The organism is Pseudomonas sp. 14P_8.1_Bac3 (assembly GCF_025466085.1).
GTDB lineage: Bacteria > Pseudomonadota > Gammaproteobacteria > Pseudomonadales > Pseudomonadaceae > Aquipseudomonas.
Map to the genome: position 1 here is coordinate 133,688 of NZ_JANLOD010000074.1, position 18,030 is coordinate 151,717.

The 18,030-nt window shown below is 61.4% G+C and carries 12 protein-coding genes; 5 read left to right on the forward strand and 7 right to left on the reverse strand.

Going from position 1 to position 18,030, the window contains the following annotated elements:
- Positions 1 to 16: 16 nt before the first annotated feature.
- Positions 17 to 1,444, reverse strand: a complete 1,428-nt coding sequence (locus NTD84_RS27210) for a di-heme oxidoredictase family protein (protein WP_262172162.1) — start codon at positions 1,442 to 1,444, stop codon at positions 17 to 19.
- Between the two features lie 185 nt (positions 1,445 to 1,629).
- Here NTD84_RS27210 and NTD84_RS27215 point away from each other — a divergent pair, with 185 nt between their 5' ends.
- The gene (locus NTD84_RS27215; protein ID WP_262172163.1) at positions 1,630 to 5,880 is read left to right on the forward strand and encodes a dermonecrotic toxin domain-containing protein; all 4,251 of its coding nucleotides are present in this window, start codon (positions 1,630 to 1,632) and stop codon (positions 5,878 to 5,880) included.
- Positions 5,881 to 5,952: 72 nt separating this feature from the next.
- On the opposite strand, the gene NTD84_RS27220 is transcribed toward NTD84_RS27215, so the two are convergent.
- The 5 genes from NTD84_RS27220 to NTD84_RS27240 form a co-directional block, all read right to left on the reverse strand.
- Positions 5,953 to 7,305 (reverse strand): imelysin family protein, encoded by a 1,353-nt coding sequence (locus NTD84_RS27220; RefSeq protein ID WP_262172164.1) that lies wholly within the window; start codon positions 7,303 to 7,305, stop codon positions 5,953 to 5,955.
- A gap of 287 nt (positions 7,306 to 7,592) precedes the next feature.
- On the reverse strand, positions 7,593 to 9,644 hold the full coding sequence (locus NTD84_RS27225; RefSeq protein ID WP_262172165.1) for a putative bifunctional diguanylate cyclase/phosphodiesterase: 2,052 nt from the start codon (positions 9,642 to 9,644) through the stop codon (positions 7,593 to 7,595).
- 1,002 nt (positions 9,645 to 10,646) lie between these two features.
- A complete protein-coding gene (locus NTD84_RS27230) occupies positions 10,647 to 11,243 on the reverse strand; it encodes a superoxide dismutase (RefSeq protein ID WP_262172166.1) in 597 nt (198 codons plus the stop codon).
- 175 nt (positions 11,244 to 11,418) lie between these two features.
- Complete coding sequence (locus NTD84_RS27235; RefSeq protein ID WP_262172167.1) at positions 11,419 to 12,021, reverse strand: LysE/ArgO family amino acid transporter; 603 nt, start codon at positions 12,019 to 12,021, stop codon at positions 11,419 to 11,421.
- Positions 12,022 to 12,026: 5 nt separating this feature from the next.
- Positions 12,027 to 12,428 (reverse strand): ACT domain-containing protein, encoded by a 402-nt coding sequence (locus tag NTD84_RS27240; RefSeq protein ID WP_262172168.1) that lies wholly within the window; start codon positions 12,426 to 12,428, stop codon positions 12,027 to 12,029.
- A gap of 96 nt (positions 12,429 to 12,524) precedes the next feature.
- Here NTD84_RS27240 and NTD84_RS27245 point away from each other — a divergent pair, with 96 nt between their 5' ends.
- The 4 genes from NTD84_RS27245 to NTD84_RS27260 all read left to right on the forward strand — a co-directional run bounded on the left by NTD84_RS27245 (position 12,525) and on the right by NTD84_RS27260 (position 16,401).
- The gene (locus NTD84_RS27245) at positions 12,525 to 13,418 is read left to right on the forward strand and encodes a LysR family transcriptional regulator ArgP (protein ID WP_262172169.1); all 894 of its coding nucleotides are present in this window, start codon (positions 12,525 to 12,527) and stop codon (positions 13,416 to 13,418) included.
- Positions 13,419 to 13,472: 54 nt separating this feature from the next.
- Entirely contained in the window at positions 13,473 to 14,465 is a 993-nt protein-coding gene (locus NTD84_RS27250; RefSeq protein WP_262172170.1) for an NAD-dependent epimerase/dehydratase family protein, read from the forward strand.
- Positions 14,466 to 14,581: 116 nt separating this feature from the next.
- Positions 14,582 to 15,457: an ATPase gene (locus NTD84_RS27255; protein WP_262172171.1), complete on the forward strand. Its 876-nt coding sequence runs from the start codon at positions 14,582 to 14,584 to the stop codon at positions 15,455 to 15,457.
- A gap of 95 nt (positions 15,458 to 15,552) precedes the next feature.
- Positions 15,553 to 16,401 carry a cache domain-containing protein gene (locus NTD84_RS27260; protein WP_262172172.1) on the forward strand — a complete coding sequence of 283 codons (849 nt, stop codon included), beginning with the start codon at positions 15,553 to 15,555 and terminating at the stop codon, positions 16,399 to 16,401.
- Between the two features lie 105 nt (positions 16,402 to 16,506).
- Here the strand turns inward: NTD84_RS27260 and NTD84_RS27265 are convergent, their stop codons facing one another.
- Positions 16,507 to 18,024, reverse strand: coding sequence for an MDR family MFS transporter (locus tag NTD84_RS27265; protein WP_262172173.1), 1,518 nt, complete (start codon positions 18,022 to 18,024; stop codon positions 16,507 to 16,509).
- Positions 18,025 to 18,030 lie beyond the last annotated feature (6 nt).

Genomic DNA, 18,030 nt, shown 5'->3' on the forward strand with positions numbered 1-18,030 from the left:
GATTCTTTATTAGTGTTTAAAGAGAATTCAAAAACGCCAGCAACGCAGCACGCTGCTCGGCGTTGAAAGACAAGACCTGTTGCTGCGCCGCTTTCGCCTCGCCGCCATGCCAAAGCACGGCTTCGAGCAGATTGCGGGCGCGGCCGTCATGAAGGAACTGGGTGTGGCCACTGACCGCCTGCGTCAGGCCGATGCCCCACAACGGCGGGGTGCGCCAGTCGCGGCCACCGGCCTGGAACTCGGTGCGGTTGTCGGCCAGGCCGTCGCCCATGTCGTGCAGCAGCAGATCGCTGTACGGGCGAATCACTTGATTGGCCAGTTCAGGTTCGGCGGCGTTGGCGGCGGTCGTGTATTTCGGCGTATGACAGGACTGGCAACCGGCCTGGAAAAACAGATTCTTGCCGGCCAGCACTTGCGGCGTGCCAACATCGCGGCGGGCCGGTACGGCGAGGTTGCGGCTGTAGAACAGCACCAGGCGCAGGATGTTGTCGCTGACTTCCGGCTCGCCCTCCGGGCCGTTGCCGTTGGGCGCCTGCTGGCAAGCGGTTTGCGCGGCGGTGCAGTCATCGAACGGTCTCAGGCGGGTGGTGAGGCCCATATCACCAGAGAACGCGTGAACGTTTTGTTGATTGAGGTTGGGTTGCCCGGCCTTCCAGCCAAAGCGCCCGAGCACGGTTTTCTGCTGGGCGTCGTCCCAGACCCGGTTCGGCCGGCCGGCGATGCCGTTGTTTTCTTTGGCCTGCGCCTCGGCGTTGGCCAGGATCGCCTCGTCGGGGATCGCTTCGAGCAGGCCGAGGCCGATCATCGGCGGCGCGATTCGGGCCGAAAAACGGGTGTCGGGATGCATCGGGCCGTAGCCCAGCTGGGTGATGTTCAGGCGTGGTTGGCGCAACTCGACTTCGGTGCCGTCCTTGAAACGCACCGAGACCGGCGTGTAATCGACCCGTACCTTGCCTTCCGGGGTCACCCCAGGGATCGCCATGTCCTGGAATTGCCCGCCGTAGACCGGCTCCGGGACCACGCCGAGCTGTTCGATGACTTTGGCGTAGGCCGGCGCATCGGGGATCGACAGGCGCACCAGCATCGACACGGCATTCGTGGCATCCGGTGGTGGCGGATGCCCGCGGCCGTCCTTGATGTGGCAATTCTGGCAGGCGTTGGTGTTGAACAACGGACCGAGGCCGTCCCGGGCGGTGGTGGTCGACGGGGCGATCACCCAGGGATTGCGGAAGAAACTGTTGCCGACGCTGAAGTCCACCCGCCGCGAGGGCGGCAGGTTGGCGGAAGGCAGGGAGAAAGCGTTCTGATCGGTCTTGCGCACGGTTGCGCTGCCACCGGACCGGGCTTCACCGGGTTCGGCCTTGGTAAAACGCGGGGCGTCATCGCAGGCACTCAGGCCCAGGGCCAGCAACAGTGCGGACAAGCGAAGAAGCAGCGAAGGCATCAGACATCCTGCAAGACGAGCAAAACAAGGGCGCAAAGTCTAACAGGGCAGGGGAGATTGAATAAGAGGAATTATCGTTTACTTGATCGGGAGCACGTCAGCGATCCCGACCGATAGATATGTACCGCACGGGGCCCACGGTGCAGCGGCAGCATGCCGGTTGTCTTTTATCCGGAGTTTGCCCCATGCAACATGATGTTCAATCTTCCGCGCGGACCGCGTTGTCGAGCGCCCGAGTCAGTCCTGTCCAGACCCGCCTGCAAGACTCACTCGCTGCGCTTGATATTCAGATGGCGGAACGGTTTGCGCCCAGGCCACATTTTCATGAGTTCGTCAGGCAGGCGTTCGCCAAACACTTCCCCATGCTGAAGCCGGCCGCCGATTTGCTGCGCTGCTTCATCCAGGTCGATGACCCGGCGCAGAAAGCCGACCTGCAAACGATACCGCCGAGCCTGATGGACGCCGTCGTGCGGCGCATCGTCAGCGGGCAGGCCTCGGATTATGCGCAGCGCAAAGCCAGTTTCCATTGCGCGAGCGATAGCGGTGGCGAAGCGTTGCCGTACACCGCGCTCACCCCCGAGGCGTTCGACACCTTTCTCGACCAGATGGCTGTCGGAGTGCCGGCGCAATACACCCGGTACCTGCAGCGCTACTGGACGCAAACCTGCAGCCCGACGGACCCGCGCACGTACAAGCAGTGGCTGGTGGACACCCGCATCAAGCAGCTGAAGGCCGAAGTCGCCCTGCTCAAGAACGACGGGCTGCTCAGTGTCAGCGCGGTCGGCCTGTTCGAAAAGGTCTTGCGCTACCCCGATGCGCAGGCCCGGCAGGCGTTGGAGGATTATCGCCCGTGCGTGTATGCGATTGCCCTGCGCGACAGCGCGGCGGATGTGATCACGCTGCACGGCGCGTTCATCCTCACCGCGCGGGACCCGCAGGACGCCGAAGTGCGCTGGGAAAGCGAGGTCACCGCACCGGTGGTCCGGCCCGTCGAGCCGAATGCCAATGTCGGCACGGTGTTGCTGTTCACGCCGAACAATGGCCTGGAAGAATTCGAATCCCTGGCCAGCCTTGATCGCGAGTTGCATCGCCGTCTGAGCCACGCCATCGAGTTCGCCGCGTTGATCGCGCTGGTCGCTGACCAGGACCAGGCGCGCGTGATCACCCTTCAGGGCAAAGCCCCCGAGCGTGATCAGGTGAAATACCTCGAACGCCTGGATTCGCCCTTCGACTACGGCATCGAGTCGCAATGCCGGTTGATCCGGGCAAACCTCGACTCGACCCTCGCCAGGTATGTGAAGCAGGGTGTGCACGCGGACATGGCGAACCTGCCTGCCGCCATCGACCGGGTAACCGATCTGCGCCGCGCCTTCGATATCCAGCCGATCATGGAGGCGCGGCTCAGGAAGCAGTGCAAGGCGCGGTTGATCGCTTTTCTGAAGGACGCGACTTCTTCGGATAAGCAGGCCTGGGCGGTTGCGTTCAAAAACTACGCCGAGGCGCTGAGCAGTCTGCCGGAGTACGAAGGCTTGCCGTCACTGGAGCAGTTCAGTGACCGCCGCGAACTGCTGGCCTACAGCAACCGGCAACTACGCGTCGCCCTTGAAGCGGAGCATGGCTTGACCGTGAACCCGGACGACGTCGTCGTGCACACCAAAGAGCCCGAACTGCCGATCAATGCGATTCCTTCGGGCGCACCGGGCACCTCCATTCGCGAGCCCGGCGAATTTCGCTACAAGCATCGTCAGCGGACGTTGACCGAGCTGGCGCTGGATAACATTTCCGGTATTGATCACAACTTCACTCGATACGCAAAACTGAGCCTGAAAACCGCCGTCGTCGGCGAGCCGAAAAAAACCGGTCCGTCCAAGCCGCCGGCAGCCGAAGCGCTGACGGCCTACGACGATTTGACTGTTGAGCAAGTCAAGAACTTGATCCGCACGACTAACGTCGGTCAGGCCCATCAGGATTTCCTGAAGGCGAGCCTGGTCACTTCACCGGCGGCGCTGGCACGCAAGCAGTCCTTCGCCGGCCTCGTCGAGCGGCAACTGCGGCTGGATGCCCTGGAAGCCAAGATCAATGGCGATTTCCTGCCCGACCGGCTGGAACGTGGTTTCCATTGGGTGCAAGCGGTGCTCGATGCGCCGACGGACAGCGATCAGCGCAAAACCGTGGAAGGCCACCGGGTCACCGTTCAATACCTGCAACTGCGCGGGCAGAGAGTGCGTGGCGTGCTGTTGTTTGCCACCGCGTCGGCCGGTACGGGCTCGATCGTTGTGTATACGCCAGGCGCGCCGGGCGGCCGGGCGTTTCATGAGTATCCGAAAGAGCGCCTGATGGTCGACTTCGTCCATAACAGTTCCTGGCGTGACTATCTGGTGGGGCGTGTGGATCGGGCGTTCCAGGCTCAGGTTCAGGCCACCTTGAAGGGCCGTGGCGATGTCTCGACGGTCAACATGACCAGCATCGCCAACAATGTGTTCGAGGACGCCTACGAGGTCGAGGCCAATTTTGCGATCAACGACGCAGCGGCTCAGGTCACGACTACGCACCAGACCAATGTCGAGACGGGCCTGCTCATCACCACCACGGTGATCGATGTGTTGACCATGGTCTTGCCGGTGCATGTCACGCTGCCCCTCGGCATTGCCCGCAGCCTGATTTCCATTTTCAACGCGGTGGAGGCGGGGCAGATCGGTGATCGTGCCGGTGCCGCGCAGCACATCGTCCGGGCGCTGGCCGAATTTACCGGCGTGTTGATCGACGGGGTAATGGGCGCGGCGGTTCTACGTGGCGCCATCCCTGGCGCGACCCGCGTCGATGCGGGCGGGCGAAATCTGAATCCGCAAATGGCCCTCGGCAAAAAGCCTGACGGGCTGATCGAGCTCAAGGGTTGGGAAGGCAAGGGTATCTACTACAAGCGCGCGAAGGGCGACAACGCCAAGCGCTATTTTCTGAATGACCGCAAGCACTGGTATTCGATCATTGACGAGGGTTTTGAAGAGGCCTGGCGGATCAGGGATGCGCGCAAGCCGTTCCAGAAGCATTACTCGCCGATCCGCCGCACGGACCAAGGACAATGGGAAATCGGCACGCATCCCGATGCGCCGGCGCTGGGCGGTATTTCGCCGCAGGATGCGCTGCGCAACCTGTATCCGTTCCTCGACGAGCACCAGGCCCGTCGGGTGTTCGAGGCCTTCAATTTTCCGCGGGGGCGTGAAGTCGAACTGGGGCTGAGTTTTGTCGAGCACCTGCGTTCCGGCACGGCGACCTTGGCGTTCGCTCAATACATGCGGGTCAGTGACCAGATCCTGCGCATGCGACTGCTGGGGCACAGTGCACCGGCAGGTTTTTCCGGTGGGAGGGTGGCGCATGAGCCGACTGCACCGGTTGTGTCCGGGGGTGGTCCGAGCCAGCCACGCCCGCCCGCGCCTTTACCACCCGTTCGCATTCGGCCGCCCCAGGAAAAATTCCTCGACTGGGGACAGCGTATCGAGGCGGGCGACCTCGAACAAGTCAATGCCGAGTTGGGCATTTATAAGCGCAAGGCTGTTGATCAGCGTCCGACAGGACCTGACTACATCAAGATTGATGACCACTACTACCCGATCCTGCCTTCGGGCGAATACGCGTCGCCCGATCTGGCCTTCATCTTCGACAACCGGATCGACATCAACCATTTCGCCCAGTTTGAACACCTGATTTCGACGGATATGTTCAGTCAGCCGCGGCCGGTGTATTTCGCCCCTGTCGATAAACGCTGGGTCAACTCGTTCAATCTGTCCTTCAATAAAACGATCACCAGCTACGTAGGCGATGCGTTTCCGACCTTCAGCTCCGTCAGCCGACAGCAGGTGGCTCAAACGCTGTTTGGCCAGGCGAATCCGAATGGTGTGACCGCATCGGGACTGGCCATCATCTTTCGGACGTTGAAGTCCTGGCGCGGACGTTCATTGGAATCGGGGTCGCTGGGTGACCCGCTGTCGTTGTTGCCCGTGACGCCCAAGAACGCGGCAGGCCAGTGGCTGCTGGAGAGCTATTCCGGCCCGTTCAATCGGTTGCGGCTGAGAACCGACGGAATCGAAACCTTGCTGCACGGAGTGATGCGCTCTGGAACGGAAGACTCCCTGCGCGCGCTGCTGAGCGAACGGCTGGTCAGCAGTGGCTACGAGATAATCCCGGGCTATCGTCTCGGTTCGGAACTGTTATTCAAGCGTCCGGGACGAGCGCAATTGTTTTGGCTGACATCGCGCAGGGTGCTTGGTGATCTGGTCGATGGCAGCCAGTACGTGGCACCACGATCCGAGTTGATGGATGACGCAACGCGCACGCTGGTGACCCAGGCTCAGGCCGCCAATCAGTTTGTGTCGTTGGTGGGCGGTGTGCGTATACCGGTCGCGGGCGCGGCGGTGGAGGTTTTTGTCATTCGGGTTTGAGCCTGATTTGGCCGCATGAAAAAGCCCCGAACAATCGGGGCTTTTTCATGACGCGTGACTGATCGGTGTGGATCAGAACTCGTGGTCGGCGTTGTCCGGGTTCAAATCGCTGATGCCCAGCTTGCCGGCGGCGGCTTCGATCGAACCGGTCTGCTTGACCAGGGACGTGATGGCGTCGCGGACGATCTGGTTGCCAGCGGTGTTGCCCGCCGCGATCAACTGGTCGTAGTGCTCACCCTTGTTGGCGTGATCAACGATGACCTGCATCTTCGCTTCGGTGGCAGCCAGGTCGGCTTTCAGCGCGGTATCGGCAGCCGGGTCGGCCTTGGCCACCAGGGACGACAGGCTGGCGCCGGTCAGTTTGGTGCCGTCGACGCGGGTGTATTCGCCCAGGTACACGTTACGAATGCCTTTGGCATCGTAGAACTGCGAGTTGTGGGTGTTGTCGCTGAAGCAGTCGTGTTCGTCTTCCGGAGAGTTGGCTTCCAGGGACACCTTCATGCGCTCGCCCGCCAGTTCGCCGAGGGACAGGCTGCCCATGCCGAACAGCATTTTGCGCAGGCCGGATTCAGCCGGTTCGGCTTCCAGGGTGGCGCGGTAGTTGTCGGCCACGTTCGGCTTCCAGTTACCGACCATTTCTTCCAGGTCGCTGACCAGCAGCTGGGTCACGGATTTCAGGTAAGCACGACGACGATCGTTGTGACCACCGGTCGCGCCGGCGCCTTCCAGGTAGTCCGAGGCTGGACGGTTGCCGGCGCCAGGGCCGGTGCCGTTCAGGTCCTGGCCCCAGAGCAGGAATTCGATGGCGTGGTAGCCGGTGGCGACGTTGGCCTCGGCACCACCCAGCTCGTTCAGGCTGGCGAGTTTTTCCGGAGTGAGGTCTTTCACGTCGATCTTGTCTTCGCCGACCTGGACTTCGGTGTTGGCAATGATATTGGCCGTGGCGCCCGGGTTACCCAGTGCGTGCTCGTAGGATTTGTCGACGTAGTCGATCAGGCCTTCGTCCAGTGGCCAGGCGTTCACCTGACCTTCCCAGTCGTCGATGATGGTGTTGCCGAAACGGAACACTTCGCTCTGCAGGTAAGGAACGCGTGCAGCGACCCATGCAGCCCTGGCGGCTTTCAGGGTGTCGGCGTTCGGCTTCGCGAGGAAGGCGTCGATGGCGGTTTGCAGGGTTTTCGCGGTGGATTCGGCATCGCTGTAAACGGCGAAGACCATGTCGGCGTAATGCGCGACAACGGCTTTGGCGGCGGCTTCATCGACTTTGCCGTCAGCGGCGGCCGGCGCTGGTGCAGCAGCCGGGGCCGTGGTGGTAGCGGCTGGGGTCGGTGCCGGAGCGGCGGCTTTGTCTTTGCCTTCGCCACAACCGGCGAGGGAAATAGCGATGGCCAACAGACTGGCGGTAGCCAGAGGCATACGAATCATGGCGAACATCCTGCTTCGAGAGGGGGTGGAATGGCGCAGCACGCGCGCAAAACTGCGACATAATGCAAATCTTTCGCATTATGTGTAAAGGGTTGTGGTTGTAAATATTTCTTATTCACGGATTGGTTGTGACAGGTAGGAACGATCGCGGCTCGTTTCCTGTAGGAGCGAGCTTGCTCCGGGCGGCGTTTCGACGATGAGCCTGGGAACGACGCGGGGTGTCAGGTTTCCATCGTCATCGTTGACGACCATCGCGAGCTAGCTCGCTCCTACAGGGGGTCGTGTGATTACAGGATAGCGGCGTTGCTGCGCTGGGCCTGCTTGAGGTAGGCGCCCAGTTCCCGCGCCGGCAACGGCTTGCTGTAGAAGTAGCCCTGACCTTCATGACAGCCTTCGGAGATGATATAGGCCTCCTGCTCGGCGGTTTCCACGCCTTCGGCAATGACCTGCATGCCCAGGCTCTTGCCCAGCTGGATGATGGCCCGAACGATGGTGGCATCGTCGTCGTCATCGAGCAGGTCCTGAACGAAACTCTTGTCGATCTTGATCTTGTCCAGCGGCAGGCTTTTCAGATAGCTCAGCGACGAGTAGCCGGTGCCGAAGTCGTCGATGGCGATCAGCGCGCCGGAACGACGCAGGCTCAGCAGGTGCTGGGCGGCGGTGCTGATGTCTTCCATCAGGCCGGTTTCGGTGACTTCCAGCTCCAGGCTGCGCGGTGGCAGGCGGTACATCTGCAGCAGGTTGTTGACCACCCGCGGCAGCTCGGCGTGGTGCAGTTGGACGGTGGACAGGTTCACGGCCATGCGCAGGTCGATGAACCCCTGGTCGTGCCAGTCGCGCAGTTGTTTGCAAGCCTGATCCAGCACCCATTCGCCGATGGCGATGATCGTGCCGTTCTGCTCGGCCAGCGGAATGAACAGGTCCGGTGGCACGAGGCCGTGCTCGGGATGTTGCCAGCGAATCAGCGCCTCGACGCCCACCACCCGGTGATCGCGGTAGCTGATCTGCGGCTGGTAGACGAGGTAGAACTGATCCCGGATCAGGGCATCGCGCAGGTCTTTTTCCAGCTCGCGACGGCGGCGCATCTCGGTGTCGACGCTGGCGATATAAAACTGATATCGGTTGCGCGAGCGGGTCTTGGCCAGGGTCATGGTCTGCTCGGCCTTTTGCAGCAACTTCTCGGTGCTGTCACCGTCCTCGGGGAACAGCGTGATGCCGATGGTGGCCCGCAGGCGAATCTCCTGATGATCGAGGGCAAAGGCCGCCTCCAGGTCATCGAGAATGCTTTGCGCCAGTTCGGCTGCTTCATAGGGCTGTTCGATATCGGCTTGAACCAGGGCGAACTGATCGCCGCCCAGGCGGGCGAGGGCGCCCAGGCGACCACTGTGGGCCCGCAGACGATCGGCCAATGCCAGCAGCAATTGGTCGCCGGTCTGATAACTGAATTGCTCATTGATGCCTTTGAAGTCATCGAGGCCCACGCATAGCACTGCGACCCGACGCTGCAGCTTGCCGGCGTCGACGAGAATCTTGTCCAGTTGCTGCTGCAATTGCTGGCGGTTCGGCAGACCGGTGAGGAAATCGTACTGGGCCATGCGCAGCAGACTGTTTTCCGCTTCGTGGCGCAGGTGGGTGTTGCGTTCGATGGATTCGAGTAACTGGTTGGCCGTGTTGATCCAGATGCCCAGTTCGTTTTTTTCGTGGCCCTTGAGTTGCGGAATCTTGTGTTCGCTGGGGCGGTCCGGGTTGATTTCGGTCAGGTGCTCGATGATTCGCGACAGCGGCTTGGTCAGCAGCCAGTGATAGACCAGGTACAGCACCAGCCCCATGGCCAGGGCGCGTAGTACACCGGATATGAAAATGATCACGGAACTGACGATGAACCCTTGCCCATAGGTGGCGGTGTCGAGGGTGATGCTCAGGTCACCGTAATATTCACTGTAGGGACCACGTCCCACCAGTTGGGTGGTAAAGGTACGTTCCTTGCCCAGGATCAGGTCGGTAAGCCAGCGACTGTTGGAGTGCTGCAAGTCGCGGGACTTTTGCGCGAGCATCGCTTCATTGGGGTGGCCGATGGAGGCCTTGCGCACGGCGTCGTCCTGGAACAGGCCTTCGATGACCTGCATGCCCATCTCCCGGTCCAGGCTGTAGACGGCCTGTGTTGAGGGATCGCGGAACATGTCGAGGATGCGCTGGGCATCGCTGGCCACGGCCTGGCGTGTTTTATAGGCATCGAAAACGATCTGCGCGCAGCTCAAGACCACGCCGACGATCAATGCCGACAGGAGCACGACCCGGAGCAACTTCACCGACAAGCTGTTCTTGAGTTCCAGCTTCAAAGAGTCATTCCTTGTTCCGTGCAGGTAGCATCAAGTTGCCATGAGTATTGGCAATCCGGTGATGGCAGTCAAAGGGACAATCGAACACAGGGGAGTTTGCCTGTGGGGTTGGCCGAAATGCTATTGCCTGGGGTGTTTGTGCGATTAGTACTGTGTCGGTAGTCGAGTCCTTCAACTTGAGGGGGATTTGGACTTATTTTCCTTTTGGTTGATGTTAGACGGCTATGGCGTTGGGGCAAGGGGTTGAAGGCTGGTTTCATTGTGGGAAATCGGCCATCGTCTGATGGGCGCCGTTCGCCTGTAGGAGCTGGTTTGCTGGCGATGGCGGCCTTATAGCCGACCGGGTTTTGGAGGGGTGTACATATCCATTGCTGCGGTAACGGCTGCTTGGGGTTTCGCCCTGACGGCGACTCACTTTTTTTCAAACGCCAAAAAAGTAAGCAAAAAAGGCTCGCCCCGAGCGTCCGGCCCCTCGCTGGGGCTCGGCGTTCCTTCGCTGCGGTATTCATCCGGGGACACTGCCCTCCGGTCTGCTTCGCGACGACCTGCATGCAGCGTGTTCGACTGCGTCGAACGGCGCTGCGCGCCACTCCCCGGATGAACACCTCCACTCAGCCTCCCGAAGGGGCGGGTGGATCAAAATCAAAAGCAAGATCAAAAGCGCCAGGCGAGCTAACGCTCGACCTCGTGGTTGGGTGGTGTGCGGCGCTCTCGCTCTACTGTAGGAGCGAGCAGGCTCCGGGCGGCGTTCCGACGATGGTCGTGAACGATGACGCTGGTTGTCTGGATGCCCGTGTTGGCTGGGCGTTCTTCGCGAGCATGCTCGCTCCTACAGGGGGTATCGGTGGAGGTTGGATCTGATTTCATAGATAAACTCGATCCCTGTGGGAGCTGGCCTGCCAGCGAAGGCGGCCTGTCACCCGCCTCAAACTATCAGGTGTACTTCCCACACCCATAAAAAAACCCGGCATATAAGCCGGGTTTCTTGACTGGCAAACGATCTTAAGCGGTGAAGGTTTTGCCTTCGAACTGCTCAGCCACGAATTTCCAGTTGACCAGGTTCCAGAACGCTTCGACGTACTTCGGACGAACGTTGCGGTAGTCGATGTAGTAAGCGTGTTCCCAGACGTCGCAGGTCAGCAGCGGGGTGTCGCCGTTGGTCAGCGGGTTGCCGGCGCCGATGGTGCTGGCCAGGGCCAGGGAACCGTCAGCTTTTTTCACCAGCCAGCCCCAACCGGAACCGAAGGTGCCGATGGAGGTTTTGCTGAATTCTTCTTTGAACTTGTCGAACGAACCGAAGGAAGCGTTGATCGCGTCAGCCAGTGCGCCGGTTGGTTGACCGCCGGCATTGGGTGCCAGGCAGTTCCAATAGAAGGTGTGGTTCCAGACTTGAGCGGCGTTGTTGAAGATGCCACCCGAGGAAGATTTGACGATTTCTTCCAGGGTCTTGCCTTCGAACTCGGTGCCAGGCACCAGGTTGTTCAGGTTCACGACGTAGGTGTTGTGGTGCTTGTCGTGGTGGTATTCCAGAGTTTCCTTGGAAATGTGCGGCTGCAGGGCATCGTGTGCGTAGGGCAGCGGCGGCAATTCGAAAGCCATGATGATTCTCCTAATCAGGTCAGTTGCGGTGGTCGCAAGGCCGATCACGGGCGGCCAGACAAGCGCCGGGGAGTTTGTACTCTTTGCGGCGCATCGACCGGATCATAGCACCGGGGGTGCGGCATAACCACGCAACAACTGTGTGGAATAGAGGTTCCAGAGCCTTTTGGAATATTCAGGCAGCCGTGATTAATTGAAAGGCCACCGTGAACATCATCGCGGCGACCAGCAGATCCAGAATCCGCCAGGTGCCCGGCCGAGCCAGCCAGGGCGCGAGCCACGCGGCGCCGAGCGCCAGGGTAAAGAACCACAGTAATGACGCACTGGCCGCGCCGACCACGTAGGCGCCGGGTTCGGTCTGTTGAGCACCAAGGGAGCCGATCAGCAACACCGTATCCAGATAAACGTGCGGGTTGAGCAGGGTCACCGCCAGGGCGCTGAGCAGCACCGCGCGCAGTGAACGGACGGTCTGGTGTTCCCCCTGCTGCAAACTTTGCTTCGAGCACGCCCGACGCAGCGCGAGGCTGCCGTACCCGATCAGAAAAACCGCGCCGCCCCAACGGGCCACCGCCAGCAATGTCGGGTTGTGCGCCAGCACGGTCGCCAGACCGAAAACCCCGGCGGCCACCAGCAGCGCATCGCAGACGACGCAGAGCGCCGCTACCGGCAGGTGATGTTCGCGGCGCAGGCTCTGTGCCAGCACAAAGGCGTTTTGAGTGCCGATCGCCATGATCAGCCCGGCGGCCACCAGCAGGCCGTTCACATAGCTTTGCCACATAGGGTTCACTCCGCGTTCGCTGCCAGGTCGCGCAACACCTGCAGGGCGCGCTCGGCATCGGCCTGGCCGACGAACAAATGGTCGTGGTAGTAACCGGCGATCACGTTGCAACTGATGCCGGCCCGGCCCAGTGCGCTGGCGAAGGCGGCGGTCAGGCCGACGGCTTCCAGCGCCGAATGCACGTTCAGGGTGATCCAGGCGGCAACGTAGTCGAAGCTGAAACCTGCGCGTTCAGCGTGGGAACGTTCCAGAATCACCGTCAGACCCTCTTGCTCGCGAAAGCTGCCGATGATGTCGATGCCCGCCGGCAACTGACCGTCGCGCAAGGTGCAGAACACGTACTCGCCGGCATTGAGGTGCGGGCTCATGCTGCGCAAGAGTGTTGCCAATGAAGTTTCGCCAGCCATGTCGGTGTTCCTTGTTCAAGAGTTCTTGCTGGCCATTCTCCGGTGATCGGCTGTATAAGAAAAACCAATCATGCTGATTGCTCATTAGGAAAACTGATGTTCGACTATAAATTGCTTTCTGCCCTGGCCGCGGTGGTCGAGCAGGCCGGTTTTGAACGGGCGGCGCAGGTGTTGGGGTTGTCGCAATCGGCAATCTCCCAGCGCATCAAATTACTGGAAGCGCGGGTCGGCCAACCGGTGCTGGTGCGTGTCACGCCGCCGGCGCCGACCGACATCGGTCGACGTTTGCTCAACCACGTGCAGCAGGTGCGCCTGCTCGAACGGGATCTGCAAACCCTGGTCCCGGCGCTGGACGAAGAAGGCCTGCCGGAACGCCTGCGCATCGCGCTCAACGCCGACAGCCTGGCCACGTGGTGGGCCGAGGCAGTCGGTGAATTCTGCGCCGAGCAACACTTGCTGCTGGACCTGGTGGTCGAAGACCAGACCGTCGGCCTCAAGCGCATGCGCGCAGGCGAAGTGGCCGCGTGCGTCTGCGCCAGCGAACGCCCGGTGGCCGGTGCACGCAGCGTCTTGCTGGGGGCGATGCGTTATCGCGCCCTGGCCAGCCCGGCCTTCATTGCCCGGCACTTTCCCCAAGGCGTGCGCGCCGATCAGTTGTCGAAAACGCCGGCCCTGGTCTTCGGTCCGGACGATTTCCTGCAACATCGCTACCTCGCATCCCTGGGCGTGGACGGCGGATTCGAACACCATCTGTGCCCGTCCTCCGAAGGCTTCATTCGCCTGACCGAAGCCGGTCTTGGCTGGGGACTGGTGCCGGAACTGCAGGTCCGCGAGCAACTGGAACGCGGGGTTTTGTGCGAGCTGTTGCCAGATAAGCCTATCGATGTGCCGCTGTACTGGCATCATTGGCGCAATGGCGGTCAGTTGCTGGGGTTGCTCACCGATCAATTGGTGCGCTCGTCGAAGCAATGGCTGGTGCCGTTGGACTGAGCCGCAGCGTCAAGACCTCACGCACTACGCAAAACGAAATATTCGGAGCACTACATGAAGATTCTGGTCACCGGCGCAAGCGGCTTCATTGGCGGGCGCTTTGCGCGTTTCGCCCTGGAGCAGGGCCTGGACGTGCGGGTCAACGGGCGCCGGGCCGAAAGCGTCGAACACCTGGTGCGCCGCGGCGCCGAATTCATCCAGGGCGACTTGAGCGACCCGGAACTGGCGCGCGAGCTGTGTGCCGATGTCGAGGCCGTGGTGCACTGCGCCGGGGCGGTCGGTTTATGGGGGCGTTATCAGGACTTTCATCAGGGCAACGTGCAGGTCACCGAAAATGTGGTCGAGGCGTGCCTCAAGCAACGTGTCCGGCGCCTGGTGCACCTGTCTTCGCCATCGATCTACTTCGATGGCCGCGATCACCTCGGGCTGACCGAAGAACAGGTGCCCAAACGCTTCAAACATCACTACGCCGCGACCAAATACCTGGCCGAGCAGAAGGTCTTCGGCGCCCAGGAATTCGGCCTGGAAACCCTGGCCCTGCGCCCGCGCTTCGTCACCGGAGCCGGCGACATGAGCATTTTTCCGCGGTTGTTGAAGATGCAGCGCAAAGGGCGCCTGGCTATCGTCGGCAATGGTTTGAACAAGGTCGATTTCACCAGCGTGCAGAACCTCAACGAAGCGTTGCTCAGCAGTTTGCTGGCCAGCGGATCGGCGTTGGGCAAGGCCTACAACATCAGCAACGGAACGCCGATTCCGTTGTGGGACGTGGTCAATTACGTCATGCGCAAGATGGATGTCCCACAAGTGACCCGCTACCGTTCCTACGGCCTGGCCTACAGCGTGGCGGCGCTCAACGAGGGCGCGTGCAAACTGTGGCCCGGTCGTCCCGAGCCCACGCTGTCACGCCTGGGCATGCAGGTGATGAACAAAAATTTCACCCTGGACATCAGCCGCGCGCGGCATTATCTGGACTACGATCCGAAGGTCAGCCTCTGGACCGCTCTCGATGAATTCTGCGGCTGGTGGAAAGCCCAGGACATTCGCTGACACACAGACAGGTCCGTTTCTGAACCGGGCCGGGGAATCCAGGGTCAATCGAGGCGGCCGACGGGTTTATACTTCGCCGCATCAAGCCATCACCGCGTTTCACAAAGGTTGACTCAATGTCCATGCGTAACGATGCCAACGACGACTTCGACGATGTACCAAGCCTGCGTGCCGACGTCCTCGACGACGATGATTTTCCGACCACCGCGCGCACCTCGGTGCACTCGCGCACGCCGCCAGTGGTCAAGGTCAAGGCGCCAAGCACCGGCCCGTTGTGGGCACTGGTCGGCGCCTTGTTCTTTGCGTTTGCCGGCCTGGCCTGGTGGAGCTTTCAGCAGATTTCCCTGATGGAACAGCAGTTGGTCGCCACCCAGGAAAGTTTCGCGCGCATCAGTGAAGAAGCGGCGGGGCGCTTACAAGACATTTCCGGCAAGGTCGTCGCCAGTCAGACCAACGTCAGCAGCGACAGCGAAGCGCTGAAACTGCAGATCAAGCAGCTGGAAAGCAGACTCCAGGACCAGAGCACGCAACAACAAGGCGTGGTCGGCCAGACCTCTGAGCTGGACAAGCGACTGGCGCAAATGACCGCGCAAACCAGCGATCTGGACAAGCGTCTGGCGCAAGTCAGCGCGCAGGGCACTGAGCAGCAGACCGCCAACACGCAATTGCAGGCCCAGGTCAAAGCCTTGAGCGGTGAACTGGCGGCCCTGAAAAGCGCCCCGGCGGCCACCGACAAGATCGACGCCCAGCTGAAAAGCCTGAGCGCCGACATTGCCGCGCTGAAAAAGCAAGGCAACCCGAGCGCCGCCATCGAGCGCCTGGAACAGGACATGATCGTGCTCAAAAGCGAGCAGGACAACCGCCCGGCCGCCGCACCTGCCTCGTCCAACACCGCCGAGTTTGACGCCTTCCGCAGCTCGGTCACCCGCAACATCAACACGCTCCAGGCACAGATTCAGAACCTGCAGCAGCAGCTGCGCGCCAGGCCATAACGACCGGGCATTACCCTTGCCGGTTGCTGAATATCCATACCTGCCCCATTGCCGTCTACGCTCTTGAAACACCAACAAGAACGAGGGGATGCGCAATGGGGTTTTTGCATAGGTTGGCCCTGCTGGGCGGGATGCTGTTGCTGTGCATGGGGCAGGTTCAAGCCGCCGGGAGCGAAAAGGATGACAGCAAGGCCGCTATCGCCTTGCTGGAAAAAGCCCTGGCCTATTACCACGACAATGGTGACAAGGCGTTTGCGGCGTTCAGTCGCCAGGGTGAGTTCGTCGACAAGGATCGTTACGTGTTCGTGGTCGATACCAATGGCGTGATGCTCGCCAGCGGCGGGCCTTCCTCAGCGTTGATCGGACGGGATGTGTCCGACGTGCTCGGGCCTGACTTGCAGAAAGCCTTCAAGGACGCGTTGAAAGTGCCGGAAGGCAATGGCGTTCAGCAGGCGGAATACCGTTGGCAGAACTGGTCCGACGGCAAGGTCGAGCGCAAGCATGTGTACTATCAACGGATCGGCCAGCGGATTCTGGCGGTGGGTTATTACTTGCCACGGGCGTCGGCGGAGCAGGCGATGGCATTGCTGAACAAAGCGGCGGCCGATCTGGCCAAGGACGAGAAGGGCACGCTATCGGCCATCAACTCGCTAAAAGGCGGCTACTTGCAGGACGACCTGTATGTGTTCGTCGTCGACCTGGACACCCGGCGCTATGTCGCCCATGGCACCAACCTGCGGCTGATCAATAGCGATTTTGCCAAGATCAAGGACCCTGAAGGCAAGCCGGTGGGTGAGCCGATCCTGGCGTTGATCGCCAGGCAGGATTACGGCGATTACGAATATCGCTGGAAAAACCCGGTGACCGGCAAGGTCGAGGACAAGCACGCCTACCTGAAGAAAGTCGGGCATTTTCTGGTGGCGGTGGGGTATTACAGCCCTTGAATATCGCTGAATGACACATCGCCTTCGCGAGCAAACCCGCTCCCACAGTGGTTTTCGGTTGAACGCTGTGGGAGCGGGCTCGCGAATGAAGACGACTCGGTCTTCCTACCGAACCTTGTCCTCCCGCCCCCGCAGCAACCGGTTCGGCATGGCAATCGCCGCTGCCAGCCCCAGCAACGACACTGCAGCACTGACCATCAGCAAATGCCGAAAGGTCAGCAGCAGTTCAGCGCGCAAGGCGTTCTGCGTATCCCCGGGCGCGGCGTTCAGGCCATCGAGCAAGACATTCCCCGATTGGCCCTCGGCAATCAGCGTCGAGCCGGCGAGGTGGGCGAAACTTGAATCCTGCAGCAACGCCAGCAACAGCGCCGACATCAACGCCACGCCCACCGCACCGCCCAGAGAGCGGAACAGGTTGGTGGTGCTGGTGGCGACGCCGATGTCCCGCTGTTCCACCGCGTTTTGCGTTCCGACCAGCGACGTGGGGAATTGCATGCCACCGGCGATGCCGCTGAGCAACATGAACAGACTGCTCAACAGCAATGCCTGAGGCGGGCTGAACGCCATGCCAACGATCGAGATCGGCATGAGCAGGGCGCCGCCGAGGATCATCGGTTTATAGCGCCCGGTCACCGAGGTCCGGCGTCCGGCGAAGTAGGCCCCGATCGGCAAGCCCATGGCCAGCGGCAGCAGGTGCAGTGCGGCACTGTCGGCCCCGGCGCCGGTCACGCTCTGGAAGCGCAACGGCATCAGCACGATCAGGGAGATCGCCTGGAAGCTGGTAAAGAAAATCGTGCACCAGCACAGGATCGCACTGCGGTTGGCGAACAGGTGCATGGGCAACAACGGTTCCCGCGCACGGCGCTCATGCCCTACAAACAACGCGAGGACCACCACCGCACAGCCCATCAGACCCAACACTTCAACACTGCGCCACGAATGACCCTGCCCGACCTGGGTGATGCCGAGCAACAGGGCCGTCAGGCCAATGATCATCAGCAGCGTGCCGAGGTAGTCGATGACCGGTTTGCGTTGCGGCACCGGCAGCCCGACCAGCGTGTGATGTGCCACCAGCCACGCGCCCAGGCCCAGCGGCAGGTTGATCAGGAACACCCAGCGCCACGACAGGTATTCGGTCATGTAGCCGCCGAGCACCGGGCCGGCCACGCTCGCCACCGCGTACATGCTGCTGAAATAGCCTTGATAGCGACCGCGCTCGCGGGGCGGCACGATGTCGCCGATGATCGCCTGACTGACCGAAATCATCCCGCCGGCACCGATGCCCTGGAGAATGCGCGCCAGCACCAGCTGTTCCATGCTTTGGGCCATGCCACAGAAAAACGAAGCAATCGTGAACAGCCCCATGCCGAACAGCATCAACTTGCGCCTGCCGTACAGGTCGCCCAGTTTGCCGTAGATCGGCACCGCCACGGTCATCGCCACCATGTACCCGGAAATCACCCAGGCCAGCAGGCTGACATCCTTGAACTGTGCGGAAATGGCCGGCATCGAGACGGCGACGATGGTCTGGTCCAGTGCGCCGAGGAAGATCGCCAGCATCAGGGCGATCAGCACGCTGCGAATGGCCGGTTTGGGCGTATCAGGCTGGTTCAGATTAGTCACGGGTGA

Excerpts from the sequence above, each read along its gene's own strand:
- NTD84_RS27215 (WP_262172163.1), top strand. The coding sequence starts at position 1,630 with ATGCAACATGATGTTCAATCTTCCGCGCGGACCGCGTTGTCGAGCGCC.
- NTD84_RS27220 (WP_262172164.1), bottom strand. The coding sequence starts at position 7,305 with ATGATTCGTATGCCTCTGGCTACCGCCAGTCTGTTGGCCATCGCTATT.
- NTD84_RS27260 (WP_262172172.1), top strand. The coding sequence starts at position 15,553 with ATGGGGTTTTTGCATAGGTTGGCCCTGCTGGGCGGGATGCTGTTGCTG.
- NTD84_RS27250 (WP_262172170.1), top strand. The coding sequence starts at position 13,473 with ATGAAGATTCTGGTCACCGGCGCAAGCGGCTTCATTGGCGGGCGCTTT.
- NTD84_RS27235 (WP_262172167.1), bottom strand. The coding sequence starts at position 12,021 with ATGTGGCAAAGCTATGTGAACGGCCTGCTGGTGGCCGCCGGGCTGATC.
- NTD84_RS27245 (WP_262172169.1), top strand. The coding sequence starts at position 12,525 with ATGTTCGACTATAAATTGCTTTCTGCCCTGGCCGCGGTGGTCGAGCAG.
- NTD84_RS27230 (WP_262172166.1), bottom strand. The coding sequence starts at position 11,243 with ATGGCTTTCGAATTGCCGCCGCTGCCCTACGCACACGATGCCCTGCAG.
- NTD84_RS27210 (WP_262172162.1), bottom strand. The coding sequence starts at position 1,444 with ATGCCTTCGCTGCTTCTTCGCTTGTCCGCACTGTTGCTGGCCCTGGGC.
- NTD84_RS27240 (WP_262172168.1), bottom strand. The coding sequence starts at position 12,428 with ATGGCTGGCGAAACTTCATTGGCAACACTCTTGCGCAGCATGAGCCCG.
- NTD84_RS27255 (WP_262172171.1), top strand. The coding sequence starts at position 14,582 with ATGTCCATGCGTAACGATGCCAACGACGACTTCGACGATGTACCAAGC.